Origin of the sequence: Pseudonocardia broussonetiae (assembly GCF_013155125.1) — a bacterium.
Taxonomy (GTDB): Bacteria; Actinomycetota; Actinomycetes; order Mycobacteriales; family Pseudonocardiaceae; genus Pseudonocardia; species Pseudonocardia broussonetiae.
The window spans coordinates 3,218,325-3,232,488 of sequence record NZ_CP053564.1 but is presented as its reverse complement, the minus strand read 5'-3'; the positions used below and the strand labels follow the sequence as shown (position 1 = coordinate 3,232,488).

17 protein-coding genes are annotated in these 14,164 nt (G+C 74.7%); 8 read left to right on the top strand and 9 right to left on the bottom strand.

Annotated features, from left to right (window positions below; translation table 11 throughout):
• The first annotated feature begins 13 nt into the window (after nt 1-13).
• Complete coding sequence (locus HOP40_RS16030; protein WP_205347205.1) at nt 14-1,810, top strand: helix-turn-helix domain-containing protein; 1,797 nt, start codon at nt 14-16, stop codon at nt 1,808-1,810.
• Between the two features lie 39 nt (nt 1,811-1,849).
• Here the strand turns inward: HOP40_RS16030 and HOP40_RS16025 are convergent, their stop codons facing one another.
• The gene (locus HOP40_RS16025; RefSeq protein ID WP_172159381.1) at nt 1,850-2,665 is read right to left on the bottom strand and encodes a DedA family protein; all 816 of its coding nucleotides are present in this window, start codon (nt 2,663-2,665) and stop codon (nt 1,850-1,852) included.
• 176 nt (nt 2,666-2,841) lie between these two features.
• Between HOP40_RS16025 and HOP40_RS16020 the strand changes: the two genes are divergently transcribed.
• From HOP40_RS16020 to HOP40_RS35475, 3 genes are read left to right on the top strand one after another with little or no spacing between them, the layout of a single operon-like run.
• Nucleotides 2,842-3,177 carry an STAS domain-containing protein gene (locus HOP40_RS16020; RefSeq protein ID WP_172159379.1) on the top strand — a complete coding sequence of 112 codons (336 nt, stop codon included), beginning with the start codon at nt 2,842-2,844 and terminating at the stop codon, nt 3,175-3,177.
• Between the two features lie 56 nt (nt 3,178-3,233).
• Entirely contained in the window at nt 3,234-3,734 is a 501-nt protein-coding gene (locus HOP40_RS16015) for an ATP-binding protein (RefSeq protein ID WP_172159377.1), read from the top strand.
• A gap of 28 nt (nt 3,735-3,762) precedes the next feature.
• Nucleotides 3,763-4,281 carry a hypothetical protein gene (locus tag HOP40_RS35475; protein ID WP_205347204.1) on the top strand — a complete coding sequence of 173 codons (519 nt, stop codon included), beginning with the start codon at nt 3,763-3,765 and terminating at the stop codon, nt 4,279-4,281.
• A 5-nt stretch (nt 4,282-4,286) separates the two neighbouring features.
• Here the strand turns inward: HOP40_RS35475 and HOP40_RS16005 are convergent, their stop codons facing one another.
• On the bottom strand, nt 4,287-4,679 hold the full coding sequence (locus HOP40_RS16005) for a hypothetical protein (protein ID WP_172159375.1): 393 nt from the start codon (nt 4,677-4,679) through the stop codon (nt 4,287-4,289).
• Nucleotides 4,680-5,073: 394 nt separating this feature from the next.
• On the opposite strand from HOP40_RS16005, the gene HOP40_RS16000 reads away from it, so the two are divergent.
• The 4 genes from HOP40_RS16000 (at nt 5,074) to HOP40_RS15985 (ending at nt 9,231) form a co-directional block, all read left to right on the top strand.
• On the top strand, nt 5,074-5,976 hold the full coding sequence (locus tag HOP40_RS16000; protein ID WP_172159373.1) for a TauD/TfdA dioxygenase family protein: 903 nt from the start codon (nt 5,074-5,076) through the stop codon (nt 5,974-5,976).
• A 138-nt stretch (nt 5,977-6,114) separates the two neighbouring features.
• On the top strand, nt 6,115-7,074 hold the full coding sequence (locus tag HOP40_RS15995) for a glycine betaine ABC transporter substrate-binding protein (RefSeq protein ID WP_172159364.1): 960 nt from the start codon (nt 6,115-6,117) through the stop codon (nt 7,072-7,074).
• Nucleotides 7,059-8,303 carry a quaternary amine ABC transporter ATP-binding protein gene (locus tag HOP40_RS15990; protein WP_240157705.1) on the top strand — a complete coding sequence of 415 codons (1,245 nt, stop codon included), beginning with the start codon at nt 7,059-7,061 and terminating at the stop codon, nt 8,301-8,303. The genes HOP40_RS15995 and HOP40_RS15990 overlap by 16 nt, the downstream gene beginning before the upstream one ends.
• Nucleotide 8,304: 1 nt before the next feature.
• The gene (locus HOP40_RS15985; protein ID WP_172159363.1) at nt 8,305-9,231 is read left to right on the top strand and encodes an ABC transporter permease; all 927 of its coding nucleotides are present in this window, start codon (nt 8,305-8,307) and stop codon (nt 9,229-9,231) included.
• 9 nt (nt 9,232-9,240) lie between these two features.
• Here the strand turns inward: HOP40_RS15985 and HOP40_RS15980 are convergent, their stop codons facing one another.
• The 7 genes from HOP40_RS15980 to HOP40_RS15950 form a co-directional block, all read right to left on the bottom strand.
• Nucleotides 9,241-9,375 carry a LuxR C-terminal-related transcriptional regulator gene (locus tag HOP40_RS15980; RefSeq protein ID WP_172159362.1) on the bottom strand — a complete coding sequence of 45 codons (135 nt, stop codon included), beginning with the start codon at nt 9,373-9,375 and terminating at the stop codon, nt 9,241-9,243.
• 68 nt (nt 9,376-9,443) lie between these two features.
• Nucleotides 9,444-10,793 carry an MFS transporter gene (locus HOP40_RS15975; protein WP_172159361.1) on the bottom strand — a complete coding sequence of 450 codons (1,350 nt, stop codon included), beginning with the start codon at nt 10,791-10,793 and terminating at the stop codon, nt 9,444-9,446.
• 43 nt (nt 10,794-10,836) lie between these two features.
• On the bottom strand, nt 10,837-12,312 hold the full coding sequence (locus HOP40_RS15970) for a class I adenylate-forming enzyme family protein (protein WP_172159359.1): 1,476 nt from the start codon (nt 12,310-12,312) through the stop codon (nt 10,837-10,839).
• On the bottom strand, nt 12,309-12,629 hold the full coding sequence (locus HOP40_RS15965) for an EthD family reductase (RefSeq protein ID WP_172159357.1): 321 nt from the start codon (nt 12,627-12,629) through the stop codon (nt 12,309-12,311). The genes HOP40_RS15970 and HOP40_RS15965 overlap by 4 nt, the downstream gene beginning before the upstream one ends.
• A gap of 23 nt (nt 12,630-12,652) precedes the next feature.
• Nucleotides 12,653-13,018 carry a hypothetical protein gene (locus HOP40_RS15960; protein ID WP_240157704.1) on the bottom strand — a complete coding sequence of 122 codons (366 nt, stop codon included), beginning with the start codon at nt 13,016-13,018 and terminating at the stop codon, nt 12,653-12,655.
• On the bottom strand, nt 13,015-13,380 hold the full coding sequence (locus HOP40_RS15955) for a nuclear transport factor 2-like protein (protein WP_172159355.1): 366 nt from the start codon (nt 13,378-13,380) through the stop codon (nt 13,015-13,017). The genes HOP40_RS15960 and HOP40_RS15955 overlap by 4 nt, the downstream gene beginning before the upstream one ends.
• Before the next feature lie 93 nt (nt 13,381-13,473).
• Nucleotides 13,474-14,136 (bottom strand): TetR/AcrR family transcriptional regulator, encoded by a 663-nt coding sequence (locus HOP40_RS15950; RefSeq protein WP_172159353.1) that lies wholly within the window; start codon nt 14,134-14,136, stop codon nt 13,474-13,476.
• Nucleotides 14,137-14,164: the final 28 nt, after the last annotated feature.

Here is a 14,164-nt window from a genome sequence, read left to right as displayed (position 1 = left end):
CATCATCCCCGCCGTGCCGCAGACCGCGCTGGACCTGCTGCGCCTGCTCGCCCAGGACGCACCCGCCGACCTCATCGAGGCCCGTGCGCTGCAGGCCACCGACAGCGAGACCGCGGCCGTCGCGCGGGCGCTGGCCCTGCGCGTCCGGGCCGGCATCGACGAGCACCGCCGCCGCGAGGCCGAGCTCTCGGCGCTGGTCGAGACCGCCCGCGACCTCGCCTCGGCCGCCGACCCCCGCGGCGTCCTCGACGCCATCGTCCGCCGCGCCCGCGGCCTGATCGGCACCGACGTCGCCTACCTGACCCTGTACGACCCGCAGCGCGGCGACACGTTCATGCGCGCCACCGCAGGCTCGGTGTCGGCGCGGTTCCAGGGCCTGCGGCTGCCGCTGGGGGCCGGGCTCGGCGGGCTCGTCGCGCAGACCCGCCGCCCCTACTGGACCGCCGACTACCCCGCCGACGGCCGCTACGCCCACACCTCCGAGATCGACGACGCCGTCGACGAGGAGGGGCTGGTCGCGATCTGCGGCACGCCGCTGCTCGTCGACGGCGAGTTCGTCGGCGTGCTGTTCGCCGCCAACCGCACGCGCCGCCCGTTCACCCGCGAGGAGGTCGCGCTGCTCGGCTCGCTGGCCGCGCTGGCCGCCGTCTCGCTCGTGCAGGCCCGCCGGACGGCCGAGACCGCCGACGCCCTCGCCGCGCTGTCCGCCGCCCACGCGGGCATCGAGAGCGCCGCCACCGCACACGACCGGTTCTCCGAGGTCGTGCTCTCGGGCGGCGGCGTCGACGACATCGCGGCCACCCTCGGCGAGCTGCTCGGCTGCTGGGTCGCCGTCCTCGACGTCGACGACGGGCGCCTCGCCGCGCACGGCCCGGTGCCGCCCGGCGACCTCGCCGCCTCCCCCGCCGTGACGCGCTCCGCCGAGACCGGCCGCCTCGCCGGGGCCGACGGGCGCTGGGCGGTCTCGGTGCACGCCGCCGGGCAGCGGCTGGGCTCGCTGGTGCTCGGCGGCCGCGGCGACCTCGACGACGGGCAGGGCCGCACCGTCGAGCGCGCGGCCATGGTCACCGCGCTCGTGCTGCTGTTCCGGCTGCGGGCCGCCGAGTCCGACCAGCGCGTCCGCGCCGACCTGCTGGCCGAGCTGCTCGCCCGTCCCGAGGGCGGGCCCGACGCCGGGCTGGTCGAGCGCGGCCGCCTGCTCGGCCTGCGCCTGGGCGTCCCGCACGTGGTGGCAGTGTGCCGCGGCCCGGTCCGCGGCCTCGCGGTCACCGCGGGCGGGGGCGGCGGACTCGCGGGCCCGCACGGCGAGGACCTCGTCGCGGTCGTGCCGGGCACCGACCCGTCCGCCGTCGCCGAGGCCCTGTCCCGGCGCCTGCCCGACGGCGTCACGACCGGCACGGCGGGCCCGGTCGTGCCGGGCTGCGGGCTGCGCGAGGTCCACGAGCGGGCGCAGCGGACGACGGGGGCTCTCGTCGCGCTGGGGCGGCCGTTCGGGTCGGCGCGGGAGCTGGGCTTCGCCGGGCTGGTCGGGCCGGGCGACGTCGGCGCCTTCCTCGACGACGTGCTCGGCCCCGTCACCGGGTACGACGCCCGCCGCGGCAGCGACCTCCTCGGCACCCTCGACGCCTACTTCGCCGCCGGCGGGAGCCCGAGCCGCGCGGCGGGCGCGCTGCACGTGCACGTCAACACCGTGACCCAGCGCCTCGACCGCGTCGCCACCCTGCTCGGCGACGACTGGTCGACCCCGGCGCGCGCCCTGGAGCTCCAGCTCGCGCTCCACCTGCGCCGCCTCGGCGGCCCCCCGACGTGATCACCGGGGTGATCGCCCCGGCGTGACCGCCGCGGGGCTCTACTCCCCCACGTGAGGGACGGGCGCGCCGAGCACTCGCCCGTCGGCCGCCGCCCGTCGCTCGGCGGAGACCGTTGATCCGACAACCGCCGCCCGACCGGTCACCGATGGTGATGAGCCGCTCGACGGAGAGCGAGAAAGCGCCGCATCCCCGGCGAGTGCGATCCGTTGGAGGCTATGACCGGTGTCGGTGGAACGGGGAGCCTCCGCCGACACCGGTCGATCCACGTCCGGGCTCCGGCGGCCCCGCCGGCGCAGCACCCGCCGGGCCAGCGCGAACACCACGGCCGTCACCGCCGCGAGCACCCCGGCACCGACGACGCAGAGCAGCGGGTTGCCCCCCGTCATCGGCTCCAGGATCCGCCCGACGACCAGCATGTAGACCGCCCAGGCCGCCGAGCTGGCCAGCGACCAGCCGACGAACCGGTGCAGCGGCAGCCCGAAGCGACCGGCGGCCGCGGTGCTCACCAGGCGCCCTCCGGGCACGAACCGGGCCAGGACCAGGACCGGCCCCGGCCGGTTGAGCAGGTGCCGGCGCACCCACGCCGAGCCGTGGCCCTGCGAGGAGCCCGCGATCAGCTTGTGGGACGTGCGGCCGAGCCCGTAGACGAGCAGGTCGCCGATCGCCGACCCGAGGACGGCGGCCACGAACAGCCCGACCAGCAGGGCCACGTCACCCTCGGTGAACGCGACGGCCGCGGCCGTCATCAGCAGCGTCTCGCTCGGCAGCATGGGCACGGGCCCGTCGGCCGCGATCATCAGCACCAGCACCGGCAGCAGCCAGGCGCTGTGCACGACGGCATCGAGACCTGCCACGACGTCCACTCGGCCGTCCCCTCCCGTGAACCCCGCGACCCGATCGGGGTCCAGAGTGACAGACGCCGGCGGCGTCCCACCACTGGCGTCGTCGCCCGACCCCGCAGGGTTACCTCTCCCGGGCGTCCGCCCACCGGGGCCCGTCGGCGCGGTAGCGTCCGTCCGTGGAGGAACTGATGACGATCCGGAGCGCCGAGGTCCGGGGGCACGTCGTGGTGCACGTGCGGGGCGAGGTCGAGGCGCTGACGGCCGAGCGGCTCGGCGCGGCCGTCGCCGCCGCGCTCGACGGCGACCTGCCCGTCGTCCTGGATCTCACCGACGTCCACTTCCTCGACTCCGCCGGCCTGTCCACGCTCGTCCGCGTCACCGAGCGCGGCGAGGAGCTCGGCGAACCCCTGCGCATCGCGGTCGACTCCAACCGCCCGGTCGTGCGCCCGATCGAGATCACCGGCCTGGAGCGGCGCCTCGCGCTCTACGACTCCGTCGACGACGCGATCACCGGACCGGTCTGATCCCGCTCGCTGGTCCGTCCGGCGGAGCCGCGGGAACCTTGGCACACTCGCGGGCGATGGCCCCCGTGGAACGCGACACCAGCACCTTCCGGGTGCGGCTGCTCGGTGTGCCTGCGGCCGCCTCGATCGTCCGGGAGCGGCTGCGGGCCTGGCTCGACGGGTTCGGCTGGCCCGAGTACGAGGCCGACGACGTCGTGCTGGCGGTGCACGAGGCCGTCACCAACTCCGTCGAGCACGGGTACGGCGGCCGCGAGCCGGGCGAGGTCGACGTCACCGGCGTCCGCATCCTCGACGACGACGGGCAGCGCGTCCGCCTCCTCGTCCACGACGACGGGCGCTGGCGCCCACCGGGCGACCCCGGCTACCGCGGCCGCGGGATCGCCGTGATGCGCGGGTGCGTGGCCGAGGTGGGGGTCCACCCCGGCGACGAGGGCACCGAGGTCGTGCTGGTCAGCCGGCCGGTGCCGGTGCCGCGCGCCAGGGGGGCCGCGCCGATGTCCGTGGCGGTGCTGCAGGTGCGCAGCCGGGTGCGCGCCCCGGGGGAAACCGGTCGCTGACGCCGGCCGGCGGGCCTACCGTCGGGGCGTGCTCGTCACCTTCACCCGCACCGGGGAGCGGCGCTACGCGGTCACGGCGGAGCGGCCGGCCGGCGACCGCGTCGCGGCGGACCCGGCACCCGGCTTCCACACCCACGTGCCGCACGACCTCGTGCACTTCGTCGTCGAGCGGCACCTCGGGCTGCGCGAGGGCATCTACGGCACGCTGGCCGACGGCGGCGACGCGGGCACGTTCCGGCCGCTCGACGAGCCGTACTCGAAGAAGTGGGCGCGCCGCAACGCCCGCCCGACCGGCCGCCCGGACATGGCCCGCTCCGAGCGGTTCGCCCAGCTCGTGCAGGGTGCGTGGGAGGTTCGCCACGCCGCGCGCCCGACCCCGTCCGGCGTCCGGGCCTGGCTCGACGAGCGGGCCGCGGGCGTCGACCCGGCCCTGGTCGACGCGCTGGTCGACCGGCTCGACGAGCTCGCGCCGCGGTGGCACGCCCTGGGCGTGGGCGGGTCGCTCGCGCTCGACTGGCCCGCCCCCGCCCGCTCCGGACGCCGGTAGCGGGGTCAGGACGACGGGACCTCGAAGACGTCGTCGCCCGAGGGGCCGCTCCAGCTCTGGCCCCAGGTGCCGCCGTAGGGGTTGGAGTCGGCGAGGACCGTGCCGGGGCCGGTGGTGACGTCGTCGAAGGTCCCGTCGAGGTCGGTGTCGTCGAGGATCACGTCGGCCACGCCGTCACCGGTGTGGTCGACCGCCACGACGTCGGGCACGAACTCGCCGTCGGGCGCGTTGTCGAACGCCGCCACGTCGTCGTACCCGTCGCCGTCGACGTCGGTGAGCGCGGTGTCGACGTAGCCGTCGGAGTCGGAGTCCACGAGGGTGGTCTCCAGGTGGCCGTCGCCGTCGAGGTCCACGAACTCGGTGGCGAGGGCGGTGTCGGGGCCGAGGAAGTCGGACATCTCGTTCTCCTGCGTGGTGGGGCGTCGCGTGCTGTCCCCCGTAGGACGCTCGCGGGCGCCCGGGGGTTACACCCCGGATCCGCGAGGCGTTCCGCGGAGTGAATGTCCGGACCGGCGGACGTCACTCCCAGGCGCTGGACGACCGGCGCCGCGGCGTTGCGGACGCGTCCGGACGCGGGAAAGGATCGGGCCCATGACGGCCGGAGTGCCCCTCGTGGGACGCATCACCCTGGACCTGTGCCGTCTGCACTCGGTCGGGCTCTGTAGCTGACGCACCCGTCGCGGGCACCACGCCGCGACCGGCCGCTCGACGGCCCCCCGACCCACCGCCCCTGGAGTACCGGACGTCCGGCCGCGCCCCGCCGCGCGCCGGACTCCGGGAGAGGACTGCCCGATGACCACCCTGGCCGCACCCCTGACCCACTCCCCCGCATCCGCGGGGATCCTCGACGTCGACCGGCTGGGCCCGCGCTTCGGCGCGCGGGTGCGCGGCCTCGACCTGGCCGCCGCCTCCGACGCCGAGGTCGCCGCCGTCCGGGCCGCCCTGACCGAGCACAAGGTGCTGTTCTTCACCGGCCAGCGCCTCGACCCCGACAGCCACGTCGCCCTGGGCAACCGGCTGGGCCGCCTCACCGCGTCGCACCCGGTCGTGCCCGGCATCGACGACGCGCACGCCGAGATCTACGCCCTCGACAGCGCCGACAACGGGTTCGCCGACGTCTGGCACACCGACGTCACGTTCGTCCGGCGCCCGCCGCTGGGCTCGATCCTGCGCGCGGTCACCGTGCCCCCGCAGGGCGGCGACACCAACTGGGCCGACCTGGAGCTCGCGTTCTCCTCGCTCTCGGAGCCGCTGCAGCGCCTGGCCGAGCAGCTCACCGCGGTGCACGACGGCACCCGCGAGTTCGGCTACTACCTCGCGCAGCGCCGCCAGGGCGAGGGCAGCCTGTGGGAGGGGGAGCGCTTCACCGCGCTGGAGCCCGTCGAGCACCCCGTGGTGCGCGTGCACCCGGAGACCGGGCGCCGCTCGCTGTTCGTCAACCCGGGCTTCACCAGCCACATCGCCGGGGTGTCCGACGCCGAGAGCCGCCACCTGCTCGACCTGTTCTACGCCCACATCACCAAGCCCGAGCACATCGTGCGCCACCGCTGGACCGCCGGTGACGTGGCCATGTGGGACAACCGCGCCACCGCCCACTACGCCAACCGCGACTACGGCGACGCCCGCCGCGTCATGCACCGCATCACGATCCAGGGCGACGAGCCCGTCGGCGTCGCCGCGCTGCGCCGGGCCTGACCCCCACCCCGCCCGACCCCGCCGCGGCGGCCCGGCCCGGTCCGGCGCCGCCGCTGCGCGCTGCCGCCTGCCCCGAACAGACCTACCGTGGCTCACTCCGGCCCGCCCCCGCCGCAGGACCACCGAGAGGACACACCGATGCCCGCCCCGTACCGACGCCGCCCAGCCGGCCGTGCGCTCGCCTCCCTGCTCGTCGCCGCCGCGGCCCTCACCGCCTGCGGCGGGGCCGAGCAGGCCTCCGGCGGCGGCGGCGAGGGCATCACGATCACCGCCGCCGAGTTCCCGTGGAGCGCCGCGGCGCTCACCACCGCGCTCATCACCGAGGTCACCGCGCAGCACCCCGAGCTGGGCGTCGCGGAGATCGAGACGACGGCCCTGGGCCCGGCCCCGGCCTGGGCGGGCGCGCAGCGCGGTGACGTCGACCTGCTCACCGAGGTCGCCCTGCCCAACCAGCAGGAGCTGGCCGACCAGGCCGCCGCCACCGTCCAGATCGTCCACCAGACCTACGGCGACGCCGAGCAGGGCTGGTTCGTGCCCACCTACGCGACGCAGCCGGGGCAGCCGCTCGCCGGCCTGACCAGCGTCACCCAGCTCAACGACTACGCCGCCGCGCTCGGCGGCAAGCTCGTCGACGCCGACCCGAGCTTCATCACCACCGAGCAGAACGCGAAGCGGCTGCAGGGCTACGGGTTGGACCTGGAGCAGGTCACCTCCAGCGAGGCCGCCCAGCTCGCCGAGCTGCGCCGCGCCTACGAGCGCCAGGAGCCGATCCTGGTGTACCTCTACCACCCGCACTGGGTCTTCGGTGAGTTCGAGATGACCCAGCTCGAGGAGCCGACCCCGAACACGCCCGACTGCCTCACCACCGGCGACGGCGCCTGCGCGATGCCCTCCTACTCCGCCTCCGTGGCCGCCAGCAACCGCGTCCGCGACGAGGCCCCGGCCTTCTACGCGATGCTGCAGCGCTTCGAGCTGCCGCTGGCCGACATCGAGCCGCTGCTCAAGCGGATCGACGTCGACAACGAGGACGCCGAGGACGTGGCGAAGGACTGGCTGTCCGCCAACCCGGACGCGGTGGCGCAGTGGCTCGCGAGCTGACGCCGGACGCCTCCCCGGACGGGCCGCTGATCTCGGTCAGCGACCTCGGGAAGGTCTTCGGCACCCCGCAGCAGATCGCGCAGGCGCAGGAGCTCGCGGCGGCGGGCGTCCCGCGCGCCGACATCCAGCGGCGCACCGGCGCCACCCTGGCCGTCCACGACGTGTCGTTCGACATCCACCCCGGTGAGCTGTTCGTCGTGATGGGGCTGTCGGGCTCGGGCAAGTCGACGCTCGTGCGGCTGCTCAACCGGCTCATCGAACCGACCAGCGGCTCCATCCGCATCGACGGCCGCGAGCTCGGCGGGCTCGGCGACGCCGACCTGCGCACGCTGCGCAACCGGCGGATGAGCATGGTGTTCCAGCAGTTCGCGCTGCTGCCGCACAAGACCGTGCTGGACAACGCCGGCTACGGCCTGCAGATCCGCGGCGTCGCCGACGGGGAACGCCGGGAGCGGGCGCAGTGGGCGCTGGACGAGGTCGGGCTCGGCGACCGCGGCGACGCGTTCCCGGCGCAGCTCTCGGGCGGCATGAAGCAGCGGGTCGGGCTCGCGCGGGCGCTGGCCAGCGACACCGACGTGCTGCTGATGGACGAGCCGTACTCCGCGCTCGACCCGCTGATCCGCCGCGACATGCAGGCGCTGCTGATCCGCCTGCAGAAGGACCTGCGCAAGACGGTCGTGTTCATCACCCACGACCTCAACGAGGCGATGCGCCTGGGCGACCGGATCCTGCTGCTCAAGGACGGGCGGCTGGTCCAGTTGGGCACCGGCCCGGCGATCCTCGCCGAGCCGGCCGACGACTACGTGGCCGACTTCGTCTCCGACGTCGACCGCAGCCGGGTGCTCACCGCCGAGGACGTCCTCGCCGAGCCGCGCGTGGTCGTGCGCCTCGACGAGCGCCCCGGTGACGTGCTGCGCCGCCTGGGCGCGGCCGAGGCGAACGGCGCGTACGTCGTCGACGCCGAGCAGCGCCTGCTCGGCGTCGTCCGCGACGACTGGCTCGCGCACTCGGCGAGCCTGGGTGCCGAGACCATCGGGCGCGACGGCCTGGTGGCCGACTACCTCACGACCGAGCGCGACCGCCCGCTGATCGACATCCTCGGGCACCTCGGGCGCCACGTCGTCCCGCTGGCCGTCGTCGACGAGGAGCGGCGGCTGCTGGGCGTCGTCCCGCGCGCCGCCGTCCTCGCGTCGCTGGCCGGCGCCCCGCAACCCGCGACCAGGAGCTGACGTGCCCCGCATCCCCCTCGGCGACTACGTCGACGACGGCATCTCCTGGCTCCTGGTCACCATCCCGGGCCTGCTCGACGCGATCAGCGCCGTGATGACGCTGCTCGTCGACTCACTGACCGACCTGCTCACCGGTCCCCCGTTCTGGGTGTGGGTGCTGGTGTTCACCCTCGGCTCGCTGCTCGTCAGCGGGTACGGGCTGGCCGGGTTCACGCTCGTCGCGTTCCTGCTGGTCGACGCGCTCGACCTGTGGAAGGAGACGATGGAGTCGCTCGCGGTGGTGCTGGTCGCCGCCGTGATCGCGACGGCGATCGGGGTGCCGCTGGGCATCTGGGCGGCCCGGCGGCGCAGCGTCAGCACGGTGCTGCGCCCGGTCCTGGACTTCATGCAGACCACGCCGGTGTTCGTCTACCTGATCCCGGCCGTGTTCTTCTTCGGCATCGGCGTGGTGCCCGGCGTCGCCGCCACCACGATCTTCTCGATCCCCCCGGCGGTCCGGCTCACCGAGCTCGGCATCCGCGGGGTCGACCCCGAGGTCGTCGAGGCCGCGCACGCGTTCGGCGCCCACCCGCGCCAGATCCTGCGCGAGGTCCAGCTCCCGATGGCGCTGCCCTCGATCATGGCCGGCGTCAACCAGGTGATCATGCTGGCGCTGTCGATGGTCGTCGTCGCGGGGCTGGCGGGTGCGGGCGGGCTCGGCACGGTCGTCGTCAGCGCGGTGACCCAGCTCGACGTGGCGGCGGGCTTCGAGGGCGGGCTCGCCGTCGTCATCCTGGCGATCTTCCTCGACCGCTTCACCGCGGCGCTCGCCCGGCGGCCCAACCGCGGCCTGTGGGGGACGCTGCGGCGCCGCCGGGTGCCGGAGGAGGCGGTGGAGCCGACGCCGGTGCCGGTCACGACCGGTGTGCCGGCGCGGGAAGGGGTCTAGGAGGAGGGCTCACGGCAGGAGCGCGAGGCCCTCGCGCTCCGCCGTCGCGGCGGCCTCCGCGCGGGATCCGACGCCGAGCTTGCCGAAGATCCGCTCGAGGTGGTGGGCGACCGTGCGCTCGCTGAGCTGCAGCCGGCGCGACATCCCTCGAACCCGCACCTCACGCTGCCGACGACACTGTGCCGTCGGCCGACAAGTCGGTGCGGCGGGCCTCAACGGGCAGAACTGCCCCTGGCCGGGGCGGGCGCGGCGGTCACCGCCGGCGCCGCGACGCCGCCGAACCTGTCCCGCGAGGTCTCCCGCGTGATCGCGACGACCACCAGTCCGACCAGGGCTGCGACGATCAGGTAGAAGGACGGCGCGAGGGTGTTGCCGGTGAGCGAGACCAGACCGGTGGCGACGACCGAGACGAGCCCGGAGCCGAGCACGCCGCCGATGTTGAAGCCGATGGAGATGCCGGTGTAGCGCACCTTCGTCGGGAACAGTTCCGGGAGGACCGTGTAGAGCACGCCCTGCTGGATCGCGAACGGGACGTTGAGGACGACGGCCGCGACCATGGCCCAGAACAACGAGCCCTGCTGCATCACCCAGAAGCACGGCACGGCGAGGACGATGAAGCCGGTCATGGCGACCGCGAGGACCCGCCTGCGGCCGAACCGGTCGCTGAGCGCTCCGGACCACGGCACGAGCCCGATCGGGAGGAGCACGATCAGCACGACCAGCCACAGCGAGCCCGTGAGCGGGTACTCCAGCACCGCGGACAGGTGCACGAGGATGTAGACCGAGGCCAGGCTCCCGGCGGTGAGGGCGGCGTAGACGATGCCGATGGTGCGCAGCACCGCCGGCCCGTGGTGGCGCAGGACCTCGGTGATCGGCGCCTTCTCCGGTTCGGACTCCTGGACCAGCTCCTGGAAGACCGGTGAGTCCTCGACCCGCATCCGGTACAGCACGGCGCCGACGAGCAGCGGACCCGCGATCAGGAACGGGATCCGCCAGCCCCAGGCGGCCAGCTGCTCGGCCGTGGTCAGGGCGGTGACCGTGCCGACGACCGCCGCGGCACCCGCCAGCCCGAGGCTGACGCCGATCGAGGTCGCCGACCCGAACAGGCCGCGCCGCCCCTCCGGGGCGGACTCGGTGGCCAGCGACGCGGCGCCGCCGATCTCGCCGCCCGCGGAGAGCCCCTGGGCGATGCGGAGCACGGTCAGCAGCACCGGCGCGGCGACACCGATGGACGCGTAGGTGGGCAGCAGCCCGGTGAGGACGGTCGAGACGCCCATCAGGGCCACCGTCACCAGGAGCACGGCCCGCCGGCCGCGCCGGTCGCCCAGCCTGCCGAAGATGAGCCCGCCGACCGGTCGTGCGGCGAAGCCGCTCGCCACCACCACGAGCGTGGCGAGCAGCCCGACCAGGCCGTCGCCACCGGGGAAGAACAGCGGGGCCAGGACCACGGCCAGGTAGCCGTAGATGGCGAAGTCGTAGTACTCGATGGCGGTGCCCACCGCCGCGGCGGTGCTCGCCCGCCGTCCGGTACGGGTCGCTTCCTCCGTCGTGACCTGGGACATCGACGCTCCTTCGCGCTGGTACGGGTGGGTCGGGCCGGTCGCCTCAGGCGGTCGCGCCGTCGCGCAGCTCACGGGCGATCCGGGCGGCGTCGGGCCGGGAGAGCTTGCCCACCCGGTTCTGCGGCAGGGAGTCCACGCGGAACAGGAACTCGGGCCACTTGCCCTTGGTCAGGCCGGTGTCCGCCAGGTGCCGCTGGATCTCCACGAGGTCCAGCTCCTCCCCGTCGGTCACGGCGAGCAGGGCGATCCGCTCGCCCAGGAGCTCGTCCGGAACGGGCACCACGCACACCTGCTCGACGTGCGGGTGACGGGCGACCGCGGACTCGACCTCGGTGATGTCGATGTTGCGACCGCCCCGGATGATGATGTCCTTCTCGCGCCCCTTGATCGCGACGGTGCCGTCGGCCGCGACCTCGACCAGGTCGCCGGTGGGGAAGAAGCCGTCGGCGGTCAGCTCGGGCGGCACGACCGCCCCGTCGCGCGCATAGCCCGCGAACAGCGACGGCCCCCGGACCTGCGCCCGGCCCGTCACGCCGACCGGCAGCGGAGCCCCCGCGGCGTCGACGGCGCGCAGCTCCGTCCCGGGGAACGGTGTCCCGTCCGTGCCGAGCCGGACAGCGACCTCCTGGTCGGGCAGGGAGGTGGTGTGCCCCAGGCACTCCGACATCCCGAAGACGCGCAGGATCCGCGTGCCGAGCCGGCGCTCGGCGCGACCGAGGGCGCCGGCATCCATCGGGCCGCCGCCCACCGTCATCGCCGCCATCGGGGTCAGCAGACCCTCGGTGCGGGCGGCGGAGCCCATCTGCAGGGCCATGGTGGGCACGCACATCGTCCAGCGCGCCTCGTGCTCGGCCATCAGGTCGACGGCGGCAGCGGGGTCCCAGCGGTCCGCCAGCAGCACCCGTCCCCCGATCATCAGGGGCAGGTAGAGCCCGAAGCAGATCGCGGCCGCGGAGGACAGCGGCACCAGGGCCGCGACGGTGTCCCCGGCGCGCAGGCCGACGGCGTCGACCGTGGCGCGTCCGGCATAGCGCAGCGCCGCCTCGGTCTGGACCACGCCCTTGGCCCGGCCGGTCGAGCCGGAGGTCAGGCCGATGACGACCCCGTCCCGCCAGCGCCGCCCGCCGCGGGCCGGCCTGCCGGTGAGGGACCAGCCGTCGAGGACGGCGTCGCCGGCCGACGGATCGACCGCCCACGCGTCGGCCGTCGGGCGCGAGGCGAGGACCGCGTCCGGGTCCAGGTCCTCGCGGGCGGCCTCGAACTCCTGACGCGTGGCGTGCCTGCTCAGGAGGGCGAGCGTGCCCCCGACCCGACCGAGGGCGAGCGCGGCGACCACCGTGCGCCAGGAGTTGTCGGCCTGCACCAGCAGGGTGGGAGCCCCGCCCGTCCGCGCGGTGAGCGCCGCGGCGAGGTCGTCCGCGGCGGCACGCAGCTCGCCGACGGTGTGGGCGCCGTCCGCGTCGAGGGCGAGGACGTCCCCCGGGTCGCGCCGGTCGACGTCCGAGACGAGCTCCCTCATCCCCGGAACATCTCGCGCTCGTCGCCCAGCAGGGCGATCCGCTTGCCGCGCATCGACCCGACGTGCCGGATCGCGGCCTGCCACTGCTCGCTGGCGAGCGCGGCACGGGCGGCGGCCTCGTCGTCGAAGCTCAGGACCGACAACCCGTCCCAGCCCTCCGAACGCGGCTCGAGCGCGCTCGACACCGCGGTGTGCCGCCAGGCCCGGAGGCCGGGGAGCGGATAGGTGACCTCGGCGTGCTCGCCGCGCCACCAGGTGATGAACTGCTCGTGGGTCCAGTCCGAGGGCCGGGCGGCGAGCAGGGCGAGGTTGAACATGGGGGCTCCTTGTCCGGGAACGGTCAGGCCTCGATGTCGAGCAGGGGCGAGCGGCCGATCATCAGTGACGCCACCTTCCCGTCCTCGTCGATCCGGGCGACCGCCACGAAGGTCGACTCGAAGGCCGCGCCGCGGCGTGCCTGGCCGAGCACGTGCTCGTCGCTCCCGACCGTGGCCGCGGAGAGGACGTGGTGGGTGAGGACGCTCTTCTCGCGCTGGGCGAGGTAGCCCTCCATCGCCTCGCGGCCGCCGGCGAAGTCGCGCGCCTCGCCGCCGCCGGTGCCGAAGACGATCGAGAACCGGAATCCGGGGGCGATCATGCCGAGGACGTCCTCGGGGCTGTCCGAGTCCATCGCCGCGAACCACCGGGTCAGGACGTCGGCGGTCACCGCCCCCCTCCGGGGAGGGGGAACATGCCGAAGCTCGGGTGGAAGAAGGCCTGGTACCGCGCGACCCGCTCGTCGGCCGAGATCAGCGCGACCGAGGAGAACGAGCCGGTGCCGCGCCCGTCGCCCTCGGTGATGATCCCGTAGACCATCTCCAGGTCGCCGTCGACGCTGCGCCGCAGGACGGTGTGCCGTCTGCCGACCGCCGGGCGGCCCTCGATGTAGTCCCGCAGAGCGGCGTGTCCGGTGCCGGTGACCTCGGTGCCCGGCAGGGCGATCAGGAACGAGACGTCCGGCTCGACGAGGTCGAGTGCGGTGAGCGACTCGGATCCGTCCAGACGGGTGTAGTACTCCTCGATGATCATCGTGCCGTCCTCCCTGACGACTACCGCCTGAACTGACTTGAGTTCAGTTCGATGTGCCTACTGTAGTTCCCCCCACCGCGTGGGACAAGGGACTCAGCTCGCGGCGGCCGTGGCGTCCGTCGCGGGGAGCTCCCCCGCGACCATCCGGACGCAGCAGCCCACGACGAACTCCGACACCGCGGCCAACGGCTGCGGTCCGCCCGGCCGGTACCAGCGCCACACGCTCACCAGCAGTCCGAGCAGGGTGCGCGACATGATGACCGGGTCGTGCGCGGGGAACTCCCCGGACCGGGTGCCGCGCTCGATCAGGTCGACCCAGTTGCGTTCGACACGGGCCACCAGCTCCCGGCACGCCTGCCGCTCGGTCTCCTCCCGCTCCGAGGAACGGGGATTCGCCAGCAGGGCGATGTTCGCCTGCAGGATCCGGTTCTGCTGCACCTCCTGGGGCGAGAGGGCGTACGCCGCTCCCGCCGCCGCGCGCAGCGCCGCCAGCGCGGTCGGCGAGTCCTCGGTGGCCCGCCGGAAGGCGGCGTCGGAGTTGCGCAGGCCCAGCCGCATGATCGTGAGCAGGCAGTGGGCCTTGGACTCGAAGTAGTGGTAGAGCGCGGTCTGCCCGATCCCCACCCGGTCGGCCACCTCGGACCACTTCGTGGCCTCGTAGCCCACCTCGCCGAAGCACTCCACGGCCGCGGCCAGGATCGCCGGCCGCTTCGACCGCGGACCGTCCGACGCGTCGGTCAACGCCTCGATGCTCACTGAACCACTCCCTCGGGCCGCTACGAGG

Coding starts and splice junctions, on each gene's coding strand:
- HOP40_RS16020 (WP_172159379.1), top strand. CDS start 2,842: ATGACGATCCGGAGCGCCGAGGTCCGGGGGCACGTCGTGGTGCACGTG.
- HOP40_RS16015 (WP_172159377.1), top strand. CDS start 3,234: ATGGCCCCCGTGGAACGCGACACCAGCACCTTCCGGGTGCGGCTGCTC.
- HOP40_RS16005 (WP_172159375.1), bottom strand. CDS start 4,679: ATGTCCGACTTCCTCGGCCCCGACACCGCCCTCGCCACCGAGTTCGTG.
- HOP40_RS16000 (WP_172159373.1), top strand. CDS start 5,074: ATGACCACCCTGGCCGCACCCCTGACCCACTCCCCCGCATCCGCGGGG.
- HOP40_RS15995 (WP_172159364.1), top strand. CDS start 6,115: ATGCCCGCCCCGTACCGACGCCGCCCAGCCGGCCGTGCGCTCGCCTCC.
- HOP40_RS15980 (WP_172159362.1), bottom strand. CDS start 9,375: ATGTCGCGCCGGCTGCAGCTCAGCGAGCGCACGGTCGCCCACCACCTC.
- HOP40_RS15975 (WP_172159361.1), bottom strand. CDS start 10,793: ATGTCCCAGGTCACGACGGAGGAAGCGACCCGTACCGGACGGCGGGCG.
- HOP40_RS15970 (WP_172159359.1), bottom strand. CDS start 12,312: ATGAGGGAGCTCGTCTCGGACGTCGACCGGCGCGACCCGGGGGACGTC.
- HOP40_RS15965 (WP_172159357.1), bottom strand. CDS start 12,629: ATGTTCAACCTCGCCCTGCTCGCCGCCCGGCCCTCGGACTGGACCCAC.
- HOP40_RS15955 (WP_172159355.1), bottom strand. CDS start 13,380: ATGATCATCGAGGAGTACTACACCCGTCTGGACGGATCCGAGTCGCTC.